This is a genomic window from Natrinema ejinorense (assembly GCF_002494345.1).
In the GTDB taxonomy this organism is placed as follows: Archaea; Halobacteriota; Halobacteria; order Halobacteriales; family Natrialbaceae; genus Natrinema; species Natrinema longum.
The window spans coordinates 305509-320330 of the sequence record NZ_NXNI01000001.1; the positions used below are offsets into that span (position 1 = coordinate 305509).

The window sequence follows — 14822 nt, forward strand, 5'->3', positions numbered from 1 at the left end:
GCTACTCGAGTCGGAAGGTTGTGGACTTGGTTTCGCTGACCTCTCCGCTGTTCTCGTCCTTGACAGTAACCTCTGCACGGTACTCGCCAGCAGGCCAGTCACTTCTTGGGTTGAGATAAACGCTCTGCTCATAGCGCCCCCACCCACTTTCCCCAGTCAGTTCGGAGTTTGTCTCAGAGATATTCACGCGCCGTATGTCATCGGGCCCATAGAGATCGTACTGGTATGTGTACTCAAGCTCACCCTCATCGATGTAAATTGTAAACTGGAACGCACTCCAGTTTCGTTCACCCAACGATCCAGACTCGATCGCGTTGTCTTCCATATCACCTGGCTCCTGCCACTCGCTGACGAGTTCGATCTTCCCCACCTCCGGTGGGCCTGGTTCTTCGCTACTGCTTGGTTGCCCCTCTCCCGTATTGCCCTCTTCAGGACTCTCAGACCCATCGTCACTGTCAGGGTCATCACTGGTTTCGTCGCTCGAGCAGCCGGCGAGGATCGTCGAAAGTGTGGCACAACCTCCGAGGAGGACGTTCCGTCGGTTCATATCACGCTGATTGGACGGTTTCGTGATAAGACTGTCGCGCTATTCGCCGATCTCGAGCGCGTCGACGGCCTCTGCAGGCCCGACATCGTGATCGACGAGCCGATCGGCGGCCAACTGCCAGGCGCGCTCGGCGAGCTCGGGATCAGCTTGCTCGTAGTGAACTGAGAACTCGGCCAGTGCGACGGCGATCAGGAGGTCCTCTCGTCGATCAGTGAGCATCGCCGGCGTTGGCCGGGGCTTCGGATAAAAAGTCACGGCGCTTCACATCAGATCACGGGGATACTTCTTTGTAGAGTCCATCAATATGTTGGAATATGGAGTGTGTTATCTGCGGAGAAGATCGGAGGTCGAAAGGCTCGCTTATGGAGATGGGGCCGCCAATGGAGTCAGTTGGCGTAATTTGTCAACGGTGCTTTCGGGGTCTGAAGAACAACCGACCCGATTCGATGGGGTGTGGCTACAACACCGAGGACAAGCCCTGTTTAAATGAAGCAGACTATGCCACGAAGACACTCGAGCGTCTTCGGAGAGTAGGAGAAGTTACCTCAGAAGCGACTGAAAAACCAGACGAACTCCTCCTCTGCGAAGAGCATTTCGAGAAAATAGAGAACGGTGAAAAACCGCTCTGGCTGCCAGACCGAACAAAGAGATTCTAATCAAGTAGTACGTCCCGCGCCTGCTTTAGCTTCTGAAACCGTCTGCTCGAGCCGCCCGTATCGGGGTGGCCCTCGAGGTCTTTCACCTGTGTCTTGAACGCCGCCTGGACGATTTCATCCGGCGCGTCCGGTGCGACCTCGAGGACCTCGTGTGGTTCCTCGTCGAGTCCATCATCGTTGCTCGAGGCGGGCGGCGCGGCGATCGCCTCTTCGTCAGCTGGAGGGAGTCGGGCGGTCTCGACTGTATCGGCGGCAGTCCGGACCCCGCAGCGCTCGGCCAGGCGCTGTCGGCGGGCCCAGAGTGCAATCGCTCGTGCGTTCTCGCGCTGGGTCTCCCAGCAGTCGCACGAGACAGCGAACTCTTCGTCGGCCGTCGCCTTTTCGCGCCGGAAGTACGCCGCGACGCCGACGTCGTCGGGCCTGTCGTGTTGGTGGGGGATGTTCGGTCTGTCCACGTAGTGCTGGCTCGCCGTCTCGATCTGGACGCTGCCCTCGGTGGCTTCCCACTTCTCGAGCTCGTCGACGATCGACTGGAACGACTCTTTGCGCGTCGGTGAGAGATCGCCCGGGTAGGGTTCGCGGTCGGCTGGGTCGGTTCGATCGTGGCCTCGAGGCCAGTCAATAGTCCGCTCGTCGGTGGACTGGGTGCTACTCATCGGGATCACCGTCCTCGCGAGGGTCTTTGACGAACTTGAACTCCCGAGTCGGTTCGTGGGTCAGTTCAACGAAACCTGCAGCTTCGAGTACCTCGAGGCGGTTGTAGACACTGTTTCTCGAGAAATCGGTTTCGTCGACGAGACGCCCCTTCGTTGCAATCCCCCACGGCTCGTCGCCACCGCACCCCTCTTTTAGCACGTCGAGGATGGCACGATCCGTCCGTGTCAGGTCATCCGCATCCATGTCTTGAGGTGTCTGTGCAGTCGCCATGTGCATAAGTCCCAGTTGTGCGCACTAAGCCCTTGCGGTGTGGATTGTCATAATAGATGTGCAAGATGCACAATATTTATGCCAATGGAGAATAGAGTAATGACTGTGAGGCGCAGGGTGGTCGGGAAAACCGTTCTCGGCCCGGTGCTTGGAACACCGGACCTGTGTCCTCCGGGTAGAAGGACAATGCAACGCTACAACGCAGTTCCGGAAAACGGTATCGAACACGAACGTACGTGCGCCCGCTGCGACGGCGAGGCCATGAAGGGGTCGCGGTTCTGCAGCGACCACGCGACGGTCGCGACCGACGGTGGCGTCATGGCGGCCAGGACGAGCGATGACTCGAGTATCGAAGCGGACCAGGCACAGATCGACGACGTCGTCCTCGAGCGCCGCTCGTGGAACTACGGCTACATCGGCGAAGACGCCCAGCAGCGACATCATCACGTCGACCGGAAGCGCGACCGGATCGTCGTCACGAAGGCCAAGGCCGACCGCAATGACTCGGGCGCGGTCCCCGTGTTCTCGCTCGAGGGGCCGATTCTACACGCCCGCCGGCTGGCCGACCACCCGGAGGCTGACAATGCGAACGATGGTCTCAAGATTTGGCTTCAGTTCGTCGACGAAGAGATCGGCTGGGACGAACGGCCAGTCTCGGCAGTCGACCAGGCTCGCGAGGTCCTCGAGGAGGTGTTCTAAGATGCCGGTTGTACTCGAGACCGGCACCGGCGAGCAGTTCGTCGACGCGACGACCGAAGAGGGGGAGACGGTCCTAATCGAGGAGCTCGCCTCAGGCGACTTCGGCCGATTCGGGTGGACCATTCTCAGGTTCGGAGGTGTGTGCTGAGATGGCAGCGAGCAAGAAGCACGAAAGTCTCCGCGGCGATCGGCTCGAGCGCGAGGCCCAGGAGGACATCCGCCAGGGTAAGATCGCCGCAGCGGTCGCCGGGCCCGAGCTCCGGGCCGACGGCAGCGGCGATAGCGAGGAGGACAGTCACGCAACGAGTGCGGACGACCAACTGCAGGCGGACGACACCGACATGACCGACGACACTGACATCCAGACCGGCGACGTGTGCATCGATCTCGCGCAAGGGCGGCCCGTTCACGTGGTCGAAGATACTGGTCAGACGGCCCTCGACTGGAGCAACGAGAATGGCTACGACCTGCTCGAGAACTACGGGAACCGACGCTTCGGGTCGGCGGCAGACGACCGAGTCTTCAACGTGGTCTACTTGCTCGAACGTCAAAAGCGAGCCGTCGAAGACGTACGCATTCCCCGAGAGTCGGTTGATGCGGGTCGAGACCGAGGCCGCTGACGATGGTCGCCAGATCTACGACCGGATCGCCGTCGACGTCCTCGAACAGCTGTTCCAGCGTGCCGGTCGCGACGACGAGGGCGCCATGAACGTCCTCGAGCAGTACGCGACCGATGTCGGGATCGACGCCGACGCTGTCAGCGAAGCGCGTGAGGTCGCCGAAGCCGCGCAGTTCGGAGGTGGGGAGTGATGCCACGACGAAGCTACCGCGGGAACGAGGTCGTCAAGGAGAAGGTCAGCGAGCGCGTCGACGAGTTCGACTCGCGAGTCCTCGAGGACTGGATGCACACAGTCGACGACGGCGACGAGCTCGTCTACTACTTCGCCGAGGCGATCGGGAACGCCTGGTACGCGAACGACGAGGCCGACGGCCGCTACGGCTGGGACGACGAGATCGCGGAGGCGGTCGGCGGCGCGGCCGAGGAACTCGGCGACGCGTTCGACGCACACCTCGATGTCCTCGTTGCCGAGACCTGCGCAACGGTCGCGCTGCGTAACGGCAAGTGGGTCGAGCACCACGACGACGAAGACATCGAGGCCGCCGTTCACGAGGCCCGCGAGTGGCTGCAGGAGCACTCCGAGGCCGCTGAACGCGCTGGCGTCTGGGAAGAGGTGACCGCATGAGCGTCCAGACTGCCGACCCCAAGCGCGCTGCCGAGGCCGTGCCCGATCACCCAACCGTTCACGACGCCCGGCTCGTCGATCGTCGTGACCAGGGCGGCCGGCGCGTCCTCGAGGTCGTTCTGGGGCCGGATGTCGATCGCGTCCCGCCTGGTGTGTTGCGGACGCTCGCTGACGCCGACTGCGGGATCACGACCGTGCAAGAACAGGGCACGTTTCTGGTCGCGGTCGTGACGTAGTTCCCTCTCTTTTCACAGTCAGCTCCAGCGAACCTCCCACTCTTCGCCGGCTTCGTAATCGCTATCGGTGTGGTACAACTCAAGGTCCGATATGTCGGCACTGTCGGGAACCGAAAACGGCAGGACGCCACTTTCGCCAGTTCCGCTGGGGAGATCGTTCAACCCGCCGTATCTATCTTCGCGTTCGTACTCGACACCAAGTGGCTCGTACAGCGCGCCATCGTAGATAAGCTCGAAGCTCAAGCGGTTCGACGATTCTCGTGTTTCGCTACCTACGTTGTCGACTGTCAAATCGATAAAGGCAAACTGTTCGCCAGATTCCGCCTGCTTCGTTTCTGTTTCACCGGACCAATTCTCATACTCGTAGCGGTCTGCAAGTCGTGGGTTTTCTGCCGTAAGCTCGAGATTAGTCGGTGTTTGGAACGTGTCACCGAACTCGGTATCGGGCAGTTCGACTACCGTTTCGTGGATGTCCTCGTCGGAGTTGTCCGGCCCTTCCACCCAAAAGCGCCATTCGATGGTCCGCGGTTCGTCAAACGAACCAGTACCCGATTCGGAACTCTCCGATTCACCGGGCTCGAGCTCGATTGTTTCCTCAAACAGCGAGTCTGTGGAACCGCTTCCCCTGTCCGTTGCCTCCAGCCCAAACCGAGCTTCGCCATCTCCCGTGCCATCGCCCTCGTTCGAAATCGTCACCGAATACCGATACTCTTCACCAACACGCAGCTCTTCGGGGACGTCTCCTTCGATCGCGTATTCTGACTCGGAGGTTTCCGTGTCGTCGCTATCATCCGACGGTTCAGTCTCGCCCCCGCTACTGTCTGTGTTGCCGTTCCCGTCCTCGTTTCCGTTGCCATTCCCATTCCCGTTTCCAGCGTTGGTCTGGTCACTCGAGCAGCCAGCAAGGCCGACAGTGAGTGTGGTACCCACTCCAAGGAATAGTTCTCGCCGATTCATGTCGTTTCGATTGGATGGTTTCGTGATAAGAGTGTCGGCAGATCTGTTTCGAAACGGAGCCCATTACGGCTTTTATGACACCCATCGAAACAGTCGCGTATGATTGAATCCCGGTGGGTCTTCGACGACGATTACGATGCCCAGATCCTCCATCGAAACACCGAATTACAGTCACTCTCCCACCTGCTCAGACCAACACAGCACGGGCGGCGAGCACAGGATGTCCTGATCTACGGGCCGAGTGGCGTCGGGAAGACCGCGTCGGCCCGCTGGATGCTTCGCGATCTCCGCCAGCGGTATGCCCTCGAGTCAGCCGTGATCGAATGCTCGGGCAAGACACGGAACATGATCCTCCACGAAGCCGTGACCAAACACGACGATGGGGGCGTCGTCCATCAAAACCAGCCGCGGGAGAAACTCGTCGATGCCCTCGAGGCTGCCGTCGACGGCCAGCCGTACGTCCTGGTGCTTGACGAGGCCGATGTCATCCCAGACCTGGACGTCCTCGAGGATCTCTTCGCCGTCGACGGCGTGTCGGTCATCGCGATCACGCACCAGCAAGTCGAATGGCTCAATCGCGTCGATCGCGATCTCCGGCCCCACTTCCACGGCGAGTCCCAGATCCAGTTCGGCAAGTACGGCGTCGACGAGCTCGTTGATATCCTCGAGCCCCGCGTCGAGCATGGATTGACCGGTGACCCGACCCAGAACAACCACCTCGAGTGGATCGCCGACGAGACTGGCGGGGTCGCTCGGTGGGCGATCAAGTCGGTACTCTCCGCTGCGGAGTTGGCCCTCGAGCGCAACCACGATCACTTCTACGACGAGGATGTCGCGGATTCGTTCGAGCATGCGATGCAGAAGATTCGGAAGGCGAACCTCCGGTCGCTGCCGCTTCCCCACCAGCGGCTGTACGAAATCGTTCGAGCGATTGGACCGGCCTCGGGAAACGAAATGCGAGCGGCCTACAGTGAGCACCAGGATGCGATCTTTGAGGGTCGCGGGCACAATGTCGTGGGCTGGCGGCGTGCGTGGGACTATCTGAGCAAGATGGCTGATTACGATCTCATCAGGATGCCCGGCGAGACGAACGCGAAAGTGTACGAGGTCGTCGACCCAGAGTTAGAAGCGCCGGTCGAGTTTGGTCCTCGAGAGACTATCAAACATGATACATAACACATATTGGCAACAGCAGCCTACTCTGCACCAATGAGTGAGCGCGTCACGCTCCCACAGTTGGTCTTCCGATACATAGTCAACGCCACGACTATGACCACCACCAGCTGTGTGTGGTCGCTCACCTACACAGTCCCAGTTCTCGTCCTCGCTATTTTGACGGACCTGGTAGTGTTTTATTCAGTTGCTATCATAGCGTTCGGGTTTTCGATGGCGCAAATAATCGTTCGTGATGCGAAACTGGAGTACAGTTGGACGGGTGGATCGTCCACTGAGAAGTCGAACGACGAGATGGCAAGCCGGTTCATCACGGCGCTCTACACCAATATGATGTTCGCGATGGCCATCGCGATCGGGAGCGTTACCCTCCAAACCACAGGCAACGCTGCGGTAGCACTCCTACTTGCAGGGTCGTATCCAATAGTAGACACACACCTCCAAGACCTCCGCTGGTGGCTCAGTCCGTCGATGATCCCACCGGCGATCGTGATGGTCTTAGCTGGTCATGTTTCCGAACTATCCAAGTACCGTTTCCCGCGAAGAAATTACGGCCAGGAAATACTCACCCGACTCCTTCGCCGTATTGGATAGGGTGCTCACTCAGGAGTGTGGCGAGTTGTGAAACAGTATTCGACCGAAAAAGCGTAGCCGGTTAGGAGCGCCCAGATCGCACCCATCCGAAGGTCCGTCGGAACAAACCCTCCTACTGGAAACGCAGACAGCACAATGTAGAGCATCGCCGTCGGGACTATAGAAACGAAACCAAGTGCTGGGCCATCAAGGACGAACAGTTTGAGGCCGATCGCTAACAAACGATCTCGTAACCGATCCGATTCATATTTTTCGACTAACCACTCCTGCCGTGTCTGGGTAGTTTCAGAATCAGATTTGTGAACGCTCCGCAGCCCCATCCAAAACCCTCAGTCAGCTGTCGCTGCCGTCGCCGTCGAATCGGATGTCGAGTTTCCCTCTACCCACTCTTCCATGAGGGTCCGAATGACCTCGCTCCTCGAGGCGTCGCGGTCAATCTCCCCCTCCGCCTTTAGCTCGAACACCTTGTCGTCGAAGTCCTCGAGCAGTTCGTCGGGGACAGTGATCCCAGTATTTGCCATACTACCGGATTGGTAGCTTGGTACCATAAATGCTAGTGGTCCAAACAGTCTGGTGAGCTACCAAACCTTTATGCTGGTACACTGGTAACGTGGTGATGATGGCATCTCCAGGGGTAAGCCTCCCGGACGAAATGATCGATGAGGTCGACGAGATTGCCTACGAGCGTAGCGAACCGGGCGACTCGGTAAGCCGCTCGGAGGTTATCCGAGAGGCGATCGGGGAGTATCTCGATCGTCACAATCGTCGACCAGATCAGTCGGCCGATGACTCGGTCGATGAAGCACCAGCTACCAACTAAACTGCAGTGAGCCGGGTGTCACCAGCACCCGACTCGCGATAGAACCACGGTACGCATGATCCACGACAGCACACGCGGCCATAGTAAACTGGCAGCTACAGCGGGTAACAGCGGTAGTAGAAGCCGGTTACTCGCCAAACGCTGTTTCGAAACGACGCGGATCACTTTTAGTGTACCGTGGGACCAACAGCAGAACCAAGCACTCGCGGCCATCGCCGGAGCGCGCCAAGGTACCAACTCTCGCGCCCCGGCTGTCCGCGGGTTACAGACGACAACCATCCGGGGCAGATTCCCGCCCCGGCACATCCGTAACCATGTACGCAGACGACAACCATACAGAAGACGATAACGGATCGAATAGTACCAACACCACCCTGCCCGGAGTCGTCCGTGGCTCCCTCGAGCGCCTCGAGGACGGCGGCGTCGACGAGGCGGTCGCACTCGTTCGTCGCCTCGAGACCGCCAAGCAGTTCGACGACGCCGAGGCCAACGCCGACACGCCCGAGCTGCTCGAGGGCGGCCCGATGGCCGGCGCACACCGCTACTGCATCGAGGGCGAGAGCGACGACGCGTGGCTCGCGAGCAACTATACTGTCCCCATCGGGTTCGACGGGGGTGACGTCTGATGGCGAACGTTCTCACACTCGAGCAGTACCGCCAGTGGGTCAACGACTACCTAGACGCGATCGAAGAGGCCACCGAGGAGGAACAGGTGGTCGTCACGGGAGACCTCGAGGGCGACGTTAACGTCTGGTCCCCGTCCGAGAAGTACGACTCCAAGCGCATCGACGGCTCGCTCGGATACCCCAGCGAACTTTGGAGCGTCCGGGGAACGATGCCGCTGCGGGACGTCATCGCGGGCTCGATCGAACGCGACCGACTCCTCGGCTCCGCGATCGTCCCGCGCCGGACGATCTCGACGACTGCCGAAGAGATCATCGAGGAACAGCAGGGCGATCTCGAGAGTGCGCGGGGTGAGTCGGCATGATCGACGGCACGCTCGCGTTCCTCCAGGAGACCGCTGACGAGCCCCTCGCGAACTACCACGACACGCACCGCGCACTCCACGTCGAGTCGGCGGTCAGCTACCTCGACGACGAGCTGACCGTCCAGCGCGGACAGGTCGCTGGCCGCGTCCCGAAGGAAGAGGAGATCGTCGGGATGGACGGTCACGAGATCGAGGTCGAACGCGAGACGCGCAAACGCACGGTCGCCTCGGACTGGATCGCCGACGTCCAGGACGGCGGGTGGGTCGTCTCCGAGCGCACGCACACACCGCCGAAGAACGACGAACACCTCGAGGTCGACTGGCCGTTCACGGAGTTCGTCAAACGGACTGGATTCGGGATCGACCCCGTCGGGTTCTCTCCCGCAGAGTTCGTCCGCCAGCAACGCGACGCGGGCCGAGACTACACGATCGAGATGGCCTCCCGCGAGTACAACATGGACGATGTCTCGATCGAGTGGGGCAAGGGCGCGCTCAAGAAGGACGGCGTCAAGTCCAACGTTGGCGTCGCCTTGACGACCCACTGGCGGGACATGTTCGTCCGGCTGGTCGTCTACGGCTCCGGTTACTTCGCGATCTGGGAACCCGAGGGCATGACCGTCGAGGAGTTCGCCCGCTTCGTCGACGAAGAGATCGTCCCGGTCGCGTACGTCCTCGAGGACGAGGAGAGCGAAGAGGAGACCGACCAGGACACGCTCGAGCGCGAGCGGGTGGAAGCATGATCGACCCGGACGACGCCGGCGACTACGACGAACTCGGCGACGTGATCTCGATCTACCAGTGTCCCGGGTGCGGGGCCGATCTCCGCGTGGAGTTTCGGGAGGACGTACCCGCCCACGCGATCGGGCTGGCGTGCCCGCACGGCTGTGTCGGGCTGCCGATCCGAGTCCGGGACCCTGCTCGGCTTGACGAGGCGTTCGAGACGCGCCGTCCGCCCACGTGCTGGGAGTGTCACGAAGAAATCCACAGCGGAGAGCACCCGACGACGGAAGATGGCTACCCGCTGCACTCCGGCGAGTGTACGAAGGCGTACCACGAACAGAAAGAGCGGCTCGAGGCACTGCAGGGTGATTCGGCATGACCGCCCGCTACGAAGTCGTCGGAGCGCTTGAGCGGTCGGCTGCCGAGCAGATCGCGGGCGCGGCGTCGACGATTGGCGACGACATGATCCTCGTCGACGACGGTGACGAGGAAGTCCTGATCGCGCAACCTGCGGGTGGTAACGATGAGTAGAGAGTGCACGCAGTGTGGGCTGCCGACTGCCCCCGGCCGTCGCGTCTGTAAGGACTGTTCGCTTGAGGACCGCCACGGTGTCCCCTCGGATCATTTCGACGCCGACGCGGGCATCGTCTGCTGGGTCCAGGACATCGATGGCGACTGGCACGCCTCGATGTACTTCGAGGGAAGCGAGCACGTCAGCGCTTGTGGCGAGATCCTCGAGACACCAGTCGCCGACGTTCGTGACGACCCGCGCCGACTCGCCGAGACCCACACTTGTGACGACTGCGAGGTCGCCCTCGAGGCCGACGAGGAAGAGACCGTCCCTGACGGTGGGGAGTTCTCGAAGGCGAGCAAGCTGGTGACCGACGGCGGTCACGATCCCGACGACCTCGTCGTCCTCGTGTGTGAGCCTTGCGACTACCAGACGGTCGTTGCCCGCGGTGCGATCCCGGCGACGAGCTGCCCGGACTGCCAGGGCGACCTCGAGATCGACGACAGTCGGACCGCTCACAGGTGTCCGGACGCGACCGACATCAACCACGTCATCGTCGAGACGGGCGAGCGGTGTCCGCTCTGCCAGACGGTCCAGCAGCGGGCCGGCGTCGTCGCCGACGGCGGCCTTGAGGAAGTGTTCCGCCGCGAGACGATCGTCGCGACCGACGACGGCGTCGCGATCGGCGAGGACGCGGTCCCGGATCGGGGTGATCGCGATGTCTGAAGCAGCTACCACCAGCGATGTCGTCGACACGCTGCTGTCGGTCCACGAAGGCGACCGAATCACACTCGAGGCCGAGGGGTACGAGTGGGCGTCGCCGTTCGAGGTCGCCAAGATCGACGAGGAACCATTCGAAGCGCCGAACGGCGGCGTCTGGAAAGCCCGCCGTGTCACGCTCGCGTCGACAGCCAGGCAAGGCTCCGACCGGGAGTTCGACGTCTACCCTGCTGCACCGGCCCCGGATGTCGGGCCCGGCTACGGTCGTCTCGTCAGTGCCGGCCTCGTCGACGAAGCAGGGAGCGGCACCTCCACCGAGGACACACCCACCAGTGATATCGACTCTGAGTCAGAGGCAGAGACCGATGTCCTCGAGGAGGACGCCGCGGACGACGCGCCGGCCGACGCCGGCGACGACGTCCAGGAAGAAACCGGGACTGACCTTCCCGCTGGCGTAACTGAAGACGACATCGACGAGCTGACCAGCGGCGGGATCGAGATGGGCGATCTCGCAGACGAGCTCGGTGTCCACCGCAACCGGGCGCGATGGATCGTCCACGATCTCGGTTACTACAAACGTGTGCGTGAGGTGTGGCGCGATCGCGAACGAGCGAGCGTCGATCCGCGACTCGGCGGTGTACTCGTGATGGTCCTCGGCCTCGTCACGATCGGCCTGCTCGCAGTCGGGGTGACCGCCCCATGAGCATCGTCGAGAGCGACGTCGACGTGACGCCGACGCCGCGCTACGAGGACCTCGAGGTCGATCCGCACTTCCCGGAGCGCTGGACCGAGCGATCGCCGCGGCCACAGCTGAACCCGGCGGTCGCGTGGCTCGAGGCGATCCCGATCGACTACCCGTCGGCTAGTCCGCCAGCAGAGTGCGTCCGACTTCACGAGGTCACGGAGATGATGCTGCTGGCCGAGCCCAACGGTCGGCTCGTGACCTGCATCCCGCTGGAGGATCGCCCGCAAGACGAACAGCAGTACATCCGATCCCAGATCGACCAATGAGTACCAAAACCCCTGACCCCGAGACCGAAGCGAAAGAGACCGTCGAAGAAAAGCAGGACCTGTTCGAGCGGATTGCCGAGGCGGACCTCCCGATCTCGGACGATATCGAACGCGTCCTCGAACTTGTCGATGCCGACGGAGGTGACGAATAGATGTTGGCGTCGTCTTCAGTCGTCGCCGAGGAGCAGCTGCCGGAGGGCCGCGTTATCGTCGACGGCGTCTTTCGCCTCCATGATGTCGTCGAGGGTGAGATCCTCAAGGTCGGCGACCTCGCCGGCGCTTTCCATCCAGCGGCGCTCGAGTTCGTCTTCCTCGTCGATAGCCCGCTGGGAGAGAGCCTGCCCGCACCAGACACAGACATCGTTTTCGCGGGGCGTCTCCCGGTCGCAGCGGGGGCACTTAAGCGGAGCGAGGTCGTCGTGTTCGTCCTCCTGGACGTCCTTCCCGTGGGCCTTCGCGATCTCCCGGTCGTTCGCCTCGGCGAAGACCGAGACGTACCGAGCGGCGATGTCCGAGCCACGCGTCCAGCCGTGATGGTCCTCGAGGTGGGCCTGGGAGACCCCCTGACTGGCGAGATGGCTGGCCGAGGACTTCCGAAAGTTCGAGGGCGTGACCGGCCGGTCGACATCGGCCTTTCGGGCCTTCTCTTTCAGGATGTCGCGGACACGGTTGTTCGAGATCGAGTCGCCGGAGTTGAGTTTGCAGAACAGCGGATCACTCCCGCTGCCTGGATGGACCTCGAGCCAGCGGTTAACGTAGGGGACCGACGGGATCAGGACGGGCGACCGACGGCCCTGCTTCCCGTCGACGGTGACCTGAAGGCCGTACTTGTGGTCGGAGATCTGCTTCGGCGTGAGGTCGAACAGTTCGTACGGTCGTGGGCCGAGGTCCCAGGCCAGCGCGATCAGCGCGCGATCGCGAAGGTTCGAGCAGGCGTCGATCATCGGGAGGACGTCCTCTTCCCAGCGGAGCATGTCGCCGGGATCCGGCGCCGGATCGTAGTTGCTGGGGTACCCGCCCGGGACCCACTCCAGACTCTCGGGGATCTCGTCGACATCGTCGTCGCTGGCGAGCTTGCCGAACTGCCGGAGAGTAACGCGATAGTCCTTGTTGGTCTCCGGCGAGTCAGCCTTCTCAGTGTTGATCCAAGCGACGAGGCGCTCGGCCGCGTCGCGATCCTCGAGGGCGTCGGCGAGGCCGCCGACCTCCTGGGCCATCTTGACGCCTCGCATGAGATACTTCTCGTGAGCGAAGTCGGAGTACTTCGACGGGCCGAGGATACGGATGCGATCGGACATCCGTCGGAGCGCATCGGCGTCGGCCTCGCTCATGTCTTCGGCCTCGTCGATTCGTTCGCGGAGGCGCTTGATCGACTGTTCCGGGTTCGCAGTCATGCTGACTTAACATTCAAGTATGGGCATGTAAAGATCGGGTTCGGAGCCCTCCCCGGGCATGCTTCTCACGAACGTCACGAGTCGAAGACGAGTGACGACGCCGTGAAAACGATCGAGGGAGGGCCCGGTGGTCTTCGCCGAGCGAAGCGAGGGCTCTCTGTGGTCGCGTTTCGGACACGCTGGCTACTGACGAGTGGTCTGGCATAGCGGTTCGGCCCAACATCTTGGTGAAAGTGGCTTCTGTCGGTACGCCATTGATCTACTCCCGCGGTTTCGGAGGAGACAATGGACGAGAAACGGATGACGGCCGAGAGAGACGAACCGTTCGTCGTATTCCTCATCGGGATGTGCATCAACAGCTACTGGAAGATACACGAGTGGCTCCCCATCGCGTTGACGATGCCGCGGATGATACGGGAACTCGAATCTCAGGACGATTCCGGGCTCGTGAGCTACGAGACTACGTTCAACACGCGCACGATTCTGATGGTTCAATACTGGGAGTCGTTCGACAGGCTCCGAGAATACGCCCGCGATGCGGACCAGAAGCACGTCCCTGCGTGGGTCGACTACAACCGATCGAGTGGACGAACCGGAGATGTCGGGATCTTCCACGAAACGTACCTCGTTGACCAGGACGATTACGAGACCGTCTACAACAATATGCCAGCCTTCGGACTCGGCAAAGCGGGAACGCTGAAACCAGCGGACGGGCCACTCGAAACGGCGGGCAAACGGCTGGGAACGGACGACGACGGCCCTGTAGTCTCTGAAGACGGCTCACTCACCGGCCCGATGCCCGATACCACGGAGGATTGCGACCAGTGACTCACCGCCCCAGTGCCGTCGGACTCGAGCAGCCGGCGGTCGATCACCGCTCGGTCGTCTCGTCGACCGGCTGTCGCCGTCCCGGAGCACGGCATGGTCGTCTCACTCGAGGTCCGCGAGGATCGCTGGCACCGCAGTCGCGATCTCGTCCTGGTGGACGGAAGCGGCTGCGCGCGGATCGGGGTCGGGGCCGCCATCGAGCAGGACCTGAATCGCGGCCATTCCGGCGTCGGTCGCGCCGCGAACGTCGGCCTCGACCTCGTCGCCGACGTAGACCGCGTCGGCGGGGTCGACGCCCAGTTCGGCCGCGATCGCTTCGAACGCCCGCGGATCCGGTTTGCCGGCCTCGAGTTCGCCGGTGACCAGCGCGGCGTCGAACGTACCCTCCCAGCCCAAGGTCTCGAGTTTGTCTCGTTGGGCGCGGACGGGACCGTTCGTGAGCAAGCCGACGCGATACTCCTCGCGGAGGGCTGCAAGCATGGACTCGATGCCCGGCAGCGCCTCGAGGTCGTCGGCGATCGTCTCGCGATAGGCCGTCGCGACGGCGGCCGGATCGGCATCGCTGTCGGTGTCTGCGAGCAGGTCGGCGAAGATGGGTTCGCGCGTCTCGGTGGTGAGGTTCCGGCGGTGGGCCTTAAGGTACGATTCGCGCGTGAGCGAGGGCGCACCCGCCGCGGTCGTGGCTTCCTCCAAGATGGTCGCGCGATCCCGTCCGGGAACGGCGAGCGTGTAATCGAGGTCGAAGACGACCGCCTGTGGCATAGGTGTGAGAGAGGGCTCGAGCGAGTTGAAGCTAT

Annotated in this window: 28 protein-coding genes; 20 read left to right on the forward strand and 8 right to left on the reverse strand. The window is 62.0% G+C overall.

The features are described from left to right. Position 1: 1 nt before the first annotated feature. Both CP557_RS01515 and CP557_RS01520 read right to left on the reverse strand, forming a co-directional pair. Positions 2–547, reverse strand: a complete 546-nt coding sequence (locus CP557_RS01515; RefSeq protein WP_097378278.1) for a hypothetical protein — start codon at positions 545–547, stop codon at positions 2–4. Positions 548–586: 39 nt separating this feature from the next. Then, on the reverse strand, positions 587–766 hold the full coding sequence (locus tag CP557_RS01520) for a hypothetical protein (RefSeq protein ID WP_097378279.1): 180 nt from the start codon (positions 764–766) through the stop codon (positions 587–589). 95 nt (positions 767–861) lie between these two features. On the opposite strand from CP557_RS01520, the gene CP557_RS22010 reads away from it, so the two are divergent. Further along, positions 862–1203, forward strand: a complete 342-nt coding sequence (locus CP557_RS22010) for a hypothetical protein (RefSeq protein ID WP_143824999.1) — start codon at positions 862–864, stop codon at positions 1201–1203. Here the strand turns inward: CP557_RS22010 and CP557_RS01525 are convergent. Both CP557_RS01525 and CP557_RS01530 read right to left on the reverse strand, forming a co-directional pair. Next, on the reverse strand, positions 1200–1859 hold the full coding sequence (locus CP557_RS01525) for a J domain-containing protein (RefSeq protein WP_097378280.1): 660 nt from the start codon (positions 1857–1859) through the stop codon (positions 1200–1202). The genes CP557_RS22010 and CP557_RS01525 overlap by 4 nt on opposite strands. Next, positions 1852–2130, reverse strand: a complete 279-nt coding sequence (locus tag CP557_RS01530; RefSeq protein ID WP_245852859.1) for a helix-turn-helix transcriptional regulator — start codon at positions 2128–2130, stop codon at positions 1852–1854. The genes CP557_RS01525 and CP557_RS01530 overlap by 8 nt, the downstream gene beginning before the upstream one ends. Before the next feature lie 186 nt (positions 2131–2316). On the opposite strand from CP557_RS01530, the gene CP557_RS01535 reads away from it, so the two are divergent. The 6 genes from CP557_RS01535 to CP557_RS01550 are packed head-to-tail and all read left to right on the forward strand — an operon-like array spanning position 2317 to position 4309. After that, positions 2317–2829 (forward strand): hypothetical protein, encoded by a 513-nt coding sequence (locus CP557_RS01535; protein ID WP_245852861.1) that lies wholly within the window; start codon positions 2317–2319, stop codon positions 2827–2829. A 1-nt stretch (position 2830) separates the two neighbouring features. Beyond that, on the forward strand, positions 2831–2977 hold the full coding sequence (locus tag CP557_RS22365) for a hypothetical protein (RefSeq protein ID WP_169924319.1): 147 nt from the start codon (positions 2831–2833) through the stop codon (positions 2975–2977). Between the two features lies 1 nt (position 2978). Next, entirely contained in the window at positions 2979–3449 is a 471-nt protein-coding gene (locus CP557_RS23365; RefSeq protein WP_342746462.1) for a hypothetical protein, read from the forward strand. Next, positions 3424–3639 (forward strand): hypothetical protein, encoded by a 216-nt coding sequence (locus tag CP557_RS23370; protein WP_342746463.1) that lies wholly within the window; start codon positions 3424–3426, stop codon positions 3637–3639. The genes CP557_RS23365 and CP557_RS23370 overlap by 26 nt, the downstream gene beginning before the upstream one ends. Then, positions 3639–4073, forward strand: a complete 435-nt coding sequence (locus tag CP557_RS01545; protein ID WP_097378282.1) for a hypothetical protein — start codon at positions 3639–3641, stop codon at positions 4071–4073. The genes CP557_RS23370 and CP557_RS01545 overlap by 1 nt, the downstream gene beginning before the upstream one ends. Then, the gene (locus CP557_RS01550; protein ID WP_097378283.1) at positions 4070–4309 is read left to right on the forward strand and encodes a hypothetical protein; all 240 of its coding nucleotides are present in this window, start codon (positions 4070–4072) and stop codon (positions 4307–4309) included. Before CP557_RS01545 ends, CP557_RS01550 begins: the two co-directional genes overlap by 4 nt. Positions 4310–4327: 18 nt before the next feature. Here the strand turns inward: CP557_RS01550 and CP557_RS01555 are convergent, their stop codons facing one another. Then, a complete protein-coding gene (locus tag CP557_RS01555; protein ID WP_143825000.1) occupies positions 4328–5266 on the reverse strand; it encodes a DUF4352 domain-containing protein in 939 nt (312 codons plus the stop codon). A 99-nt stretch (positions 5267–5365) separates the two neighbouring features. On the opposite strand from CP557_RS01555, the gene CP557_RS01560 reads away from it, so the two are divergent. After that, on the forward strand, positions 5366–6442 hold the full coding sequence (locus CP557_RS01560; protein ID WP_097378285.1) for a Cdc6/Cdc18 family protein: 1077 nt from the start codon (positions 5366–5368) through the stop codon (positions 6440–6442). 33 nt (positions 6443–6475) lie between these two features. Then, entirely contained in the window at positions 6476–7033 is a 558-nt protein-coding gene (locus CP557_RS01565) for a hypothetical protein (protein ID WP_097378286.1), read from the forward strand. Positions 7034–7362: 329 nt separating this feature from the next. Here the strand turns inward: CP557_RS01565 and CP557_RS01570 are convergent, their stop codons facing one another. After that, positions 7363–7554 (reverse strand): CopG family ribbon-helix-helix protein, encoded by a 192-nt coding sequence (locus CP557_RS01570; protein WP_006649668.1) that lies wholly within the window; start codon positions 7552–7554, stop codon positions 7363–7365. A 98-nt stretch (positions 7555–7652) separates the two neighbouring features. Between CP557_RS01570 and CP557_RS23440 the strand changes: the two genes are divergently transcribed. From CP557_RS23440 to CP557_RS22375, 10 genes are all read left to right on the forward strand, one after another. Further along, the gene (locus CP557_RS23440) at positions 7653–7853 is read left to right on the forward strand and encodes a ribbon-helix-helix domain-containing protein (RefSeq protein ID WP_394340604.1); all 201 of its coding nucleotides are present in this window, start codon (positions 7653–7655) and stop codon (positions 7851–7853) included. Between the two features lie 314 nt (positions 7854–8167). Beyond that, on the forward strand, positions 8168–8479 hold the full coding sequence (locus CP557_RS01580; RefSeq protein WP_097378288.1) for a hypothetical protein: 312 nt from the start codon (positions 8168–8170) through the stop codon (positions 8477–8479). Continuing rightward, on the forward strand, positions 8479–8841 hold the full coding sequence (locus CP557_RS01585) for a hypothetical protein (protein ID WP_097378289.1): 363 nt from the start codon (positions 8479–8481) through the stop codon (positions 8839–8841). The genes CP557_RS01580 and CP557_RS01585 overlap by 1 nt, the downstream gene beginning before the upstream one ends. After that, a complete protein-coding gene (locus CP557_RS01590; RefSeq protein WP_097378290.1) occupies positions 8838–9581 on the forward strand; it encodes a hypothetical protein in 744 nt (247 codons plus the stop codon). Before CP557_RS01585 ends, CP557_RS01590 begins: the two co-directional genes overlap by 4 nt. Further along, on the forward strand, positions 9578–9940 hold the full coding sequence (locus CP557_RS01595) for a hypothetical protein (RefSeq protein WP_097378291.1): 363 nt from the start codon (positions 9578–9580) through the stop codon (positions 9938–9940). The genes CP557_RS01590 and CP557_RS01595 overlap by 4 nt, the downstream gene beginning before the upstream one ends. Continuing rightward, positions 9937–10092: a hypothetical protein gene (locus CP557_RS22370; RefSeq protein WP_169924321.1), complete on the forward strand. Its 156-nt coding sequence runs from the start codon at positions 9937–9939 to the stop codon at positions 10090–10092. The genes CP557_RS01595 and CP557_RS22370 overlap by 4 nt, the downstream gene beginning before the upstream one ends. After that, positions 10085–10798, forward strand: a complete 714-nt coding sequence (locus CP557_RS01600; protein WP_097378292.1) for a hypothetical protein — start codon at positions 10085–10087, stop codon at positions 10796–10798. Before CP557_RS22370 ends, CP557_RS01600 begins: the two co-directional genes overlap by 8 nt. Continuing rightward, on the forward strand, positions 10791–11495 hold the full coding sequence (locus CP557_RS01605; protein WP_097378293.1) for a hypothetical protein: 705 nt from the start codon (positions 10791–10793) through the stop codon (positions 11493–11495). The genes CP557_RS01600 and CP557_RS01605 overlap by 8 nt, the downstream gene beginning before the upstream one ends. Further along, on the forward strand, positions 11492–11803 hold the full coding sequence (locus CP557_RS01610) for a hypothetical protein (protein WP_097378294.1): 312 nt from the start codon (positions 11492–11494) through the stop codon (positions 11801–11803). The genes CP557_RS01605 and CP557_RS01610 overlap by 4 nt, the downstream gene beginning before the upstream one ends. After that, positions 11800–11955, forward strand: coding sequence for a hypothetical protein (locus CP557_RS22375; RefSeq protein WP_169924322.1), 156 nt, complete (start codon positions 11800–11802; stop codon positions 11953–11955). Before CP557_RS01610 ends, CP557_RS22375 begins: the two co-directional genes overlap by 4 nt. Before the next feature lie 15 nt (positions 11956–11970). Here CP557_RS22375 and CP557_RS01615 read toward each other — a convergent pair whose 3' ends face one another. Then, positions 11971–13197 (reverse strand): site-specific integrase, encoded by a 1227-nt coding sequence (locus CP557_RS01615; protein ID WP_097378295.1) that lies wholly within the window; start codon positions 13195–13197, stop codon positions 11971–11973. 285 nt (positions 13198–13482) lie between these two features. Between CP557_RS01615 and CP557_RS01620 the strand changes: the two genes are divergently transcribed. Beyond that, on the forward strand, positions 13483–14025 hold the full coding sequence (locus tag CP557_RS01620) for a DUF4188 domain-containing protein (RefSeq protein ID WP_097378296.1): 543 nt from the start codon (positions 13483–13485) through the stop codon (positions 14023–14025). Positions 14026–14127: 102 nt separating this feature from the next. Here the strand turns inward: CP557_RS01620 and CP557_RS01625 are convergent, their stop codons facing one another. After that, positions 14128–14787, reverse strand: a complete 660-nt coding sequence (locus tag CP557_RS01625) for an HAD family hydrolase (protein ID WP_097378297.1) — start codon at positions 14785–14787, stop codon at positions 14128–14130. Between the last annotated feature and the right edge of the window lie 35 nt (positions 14788–14822).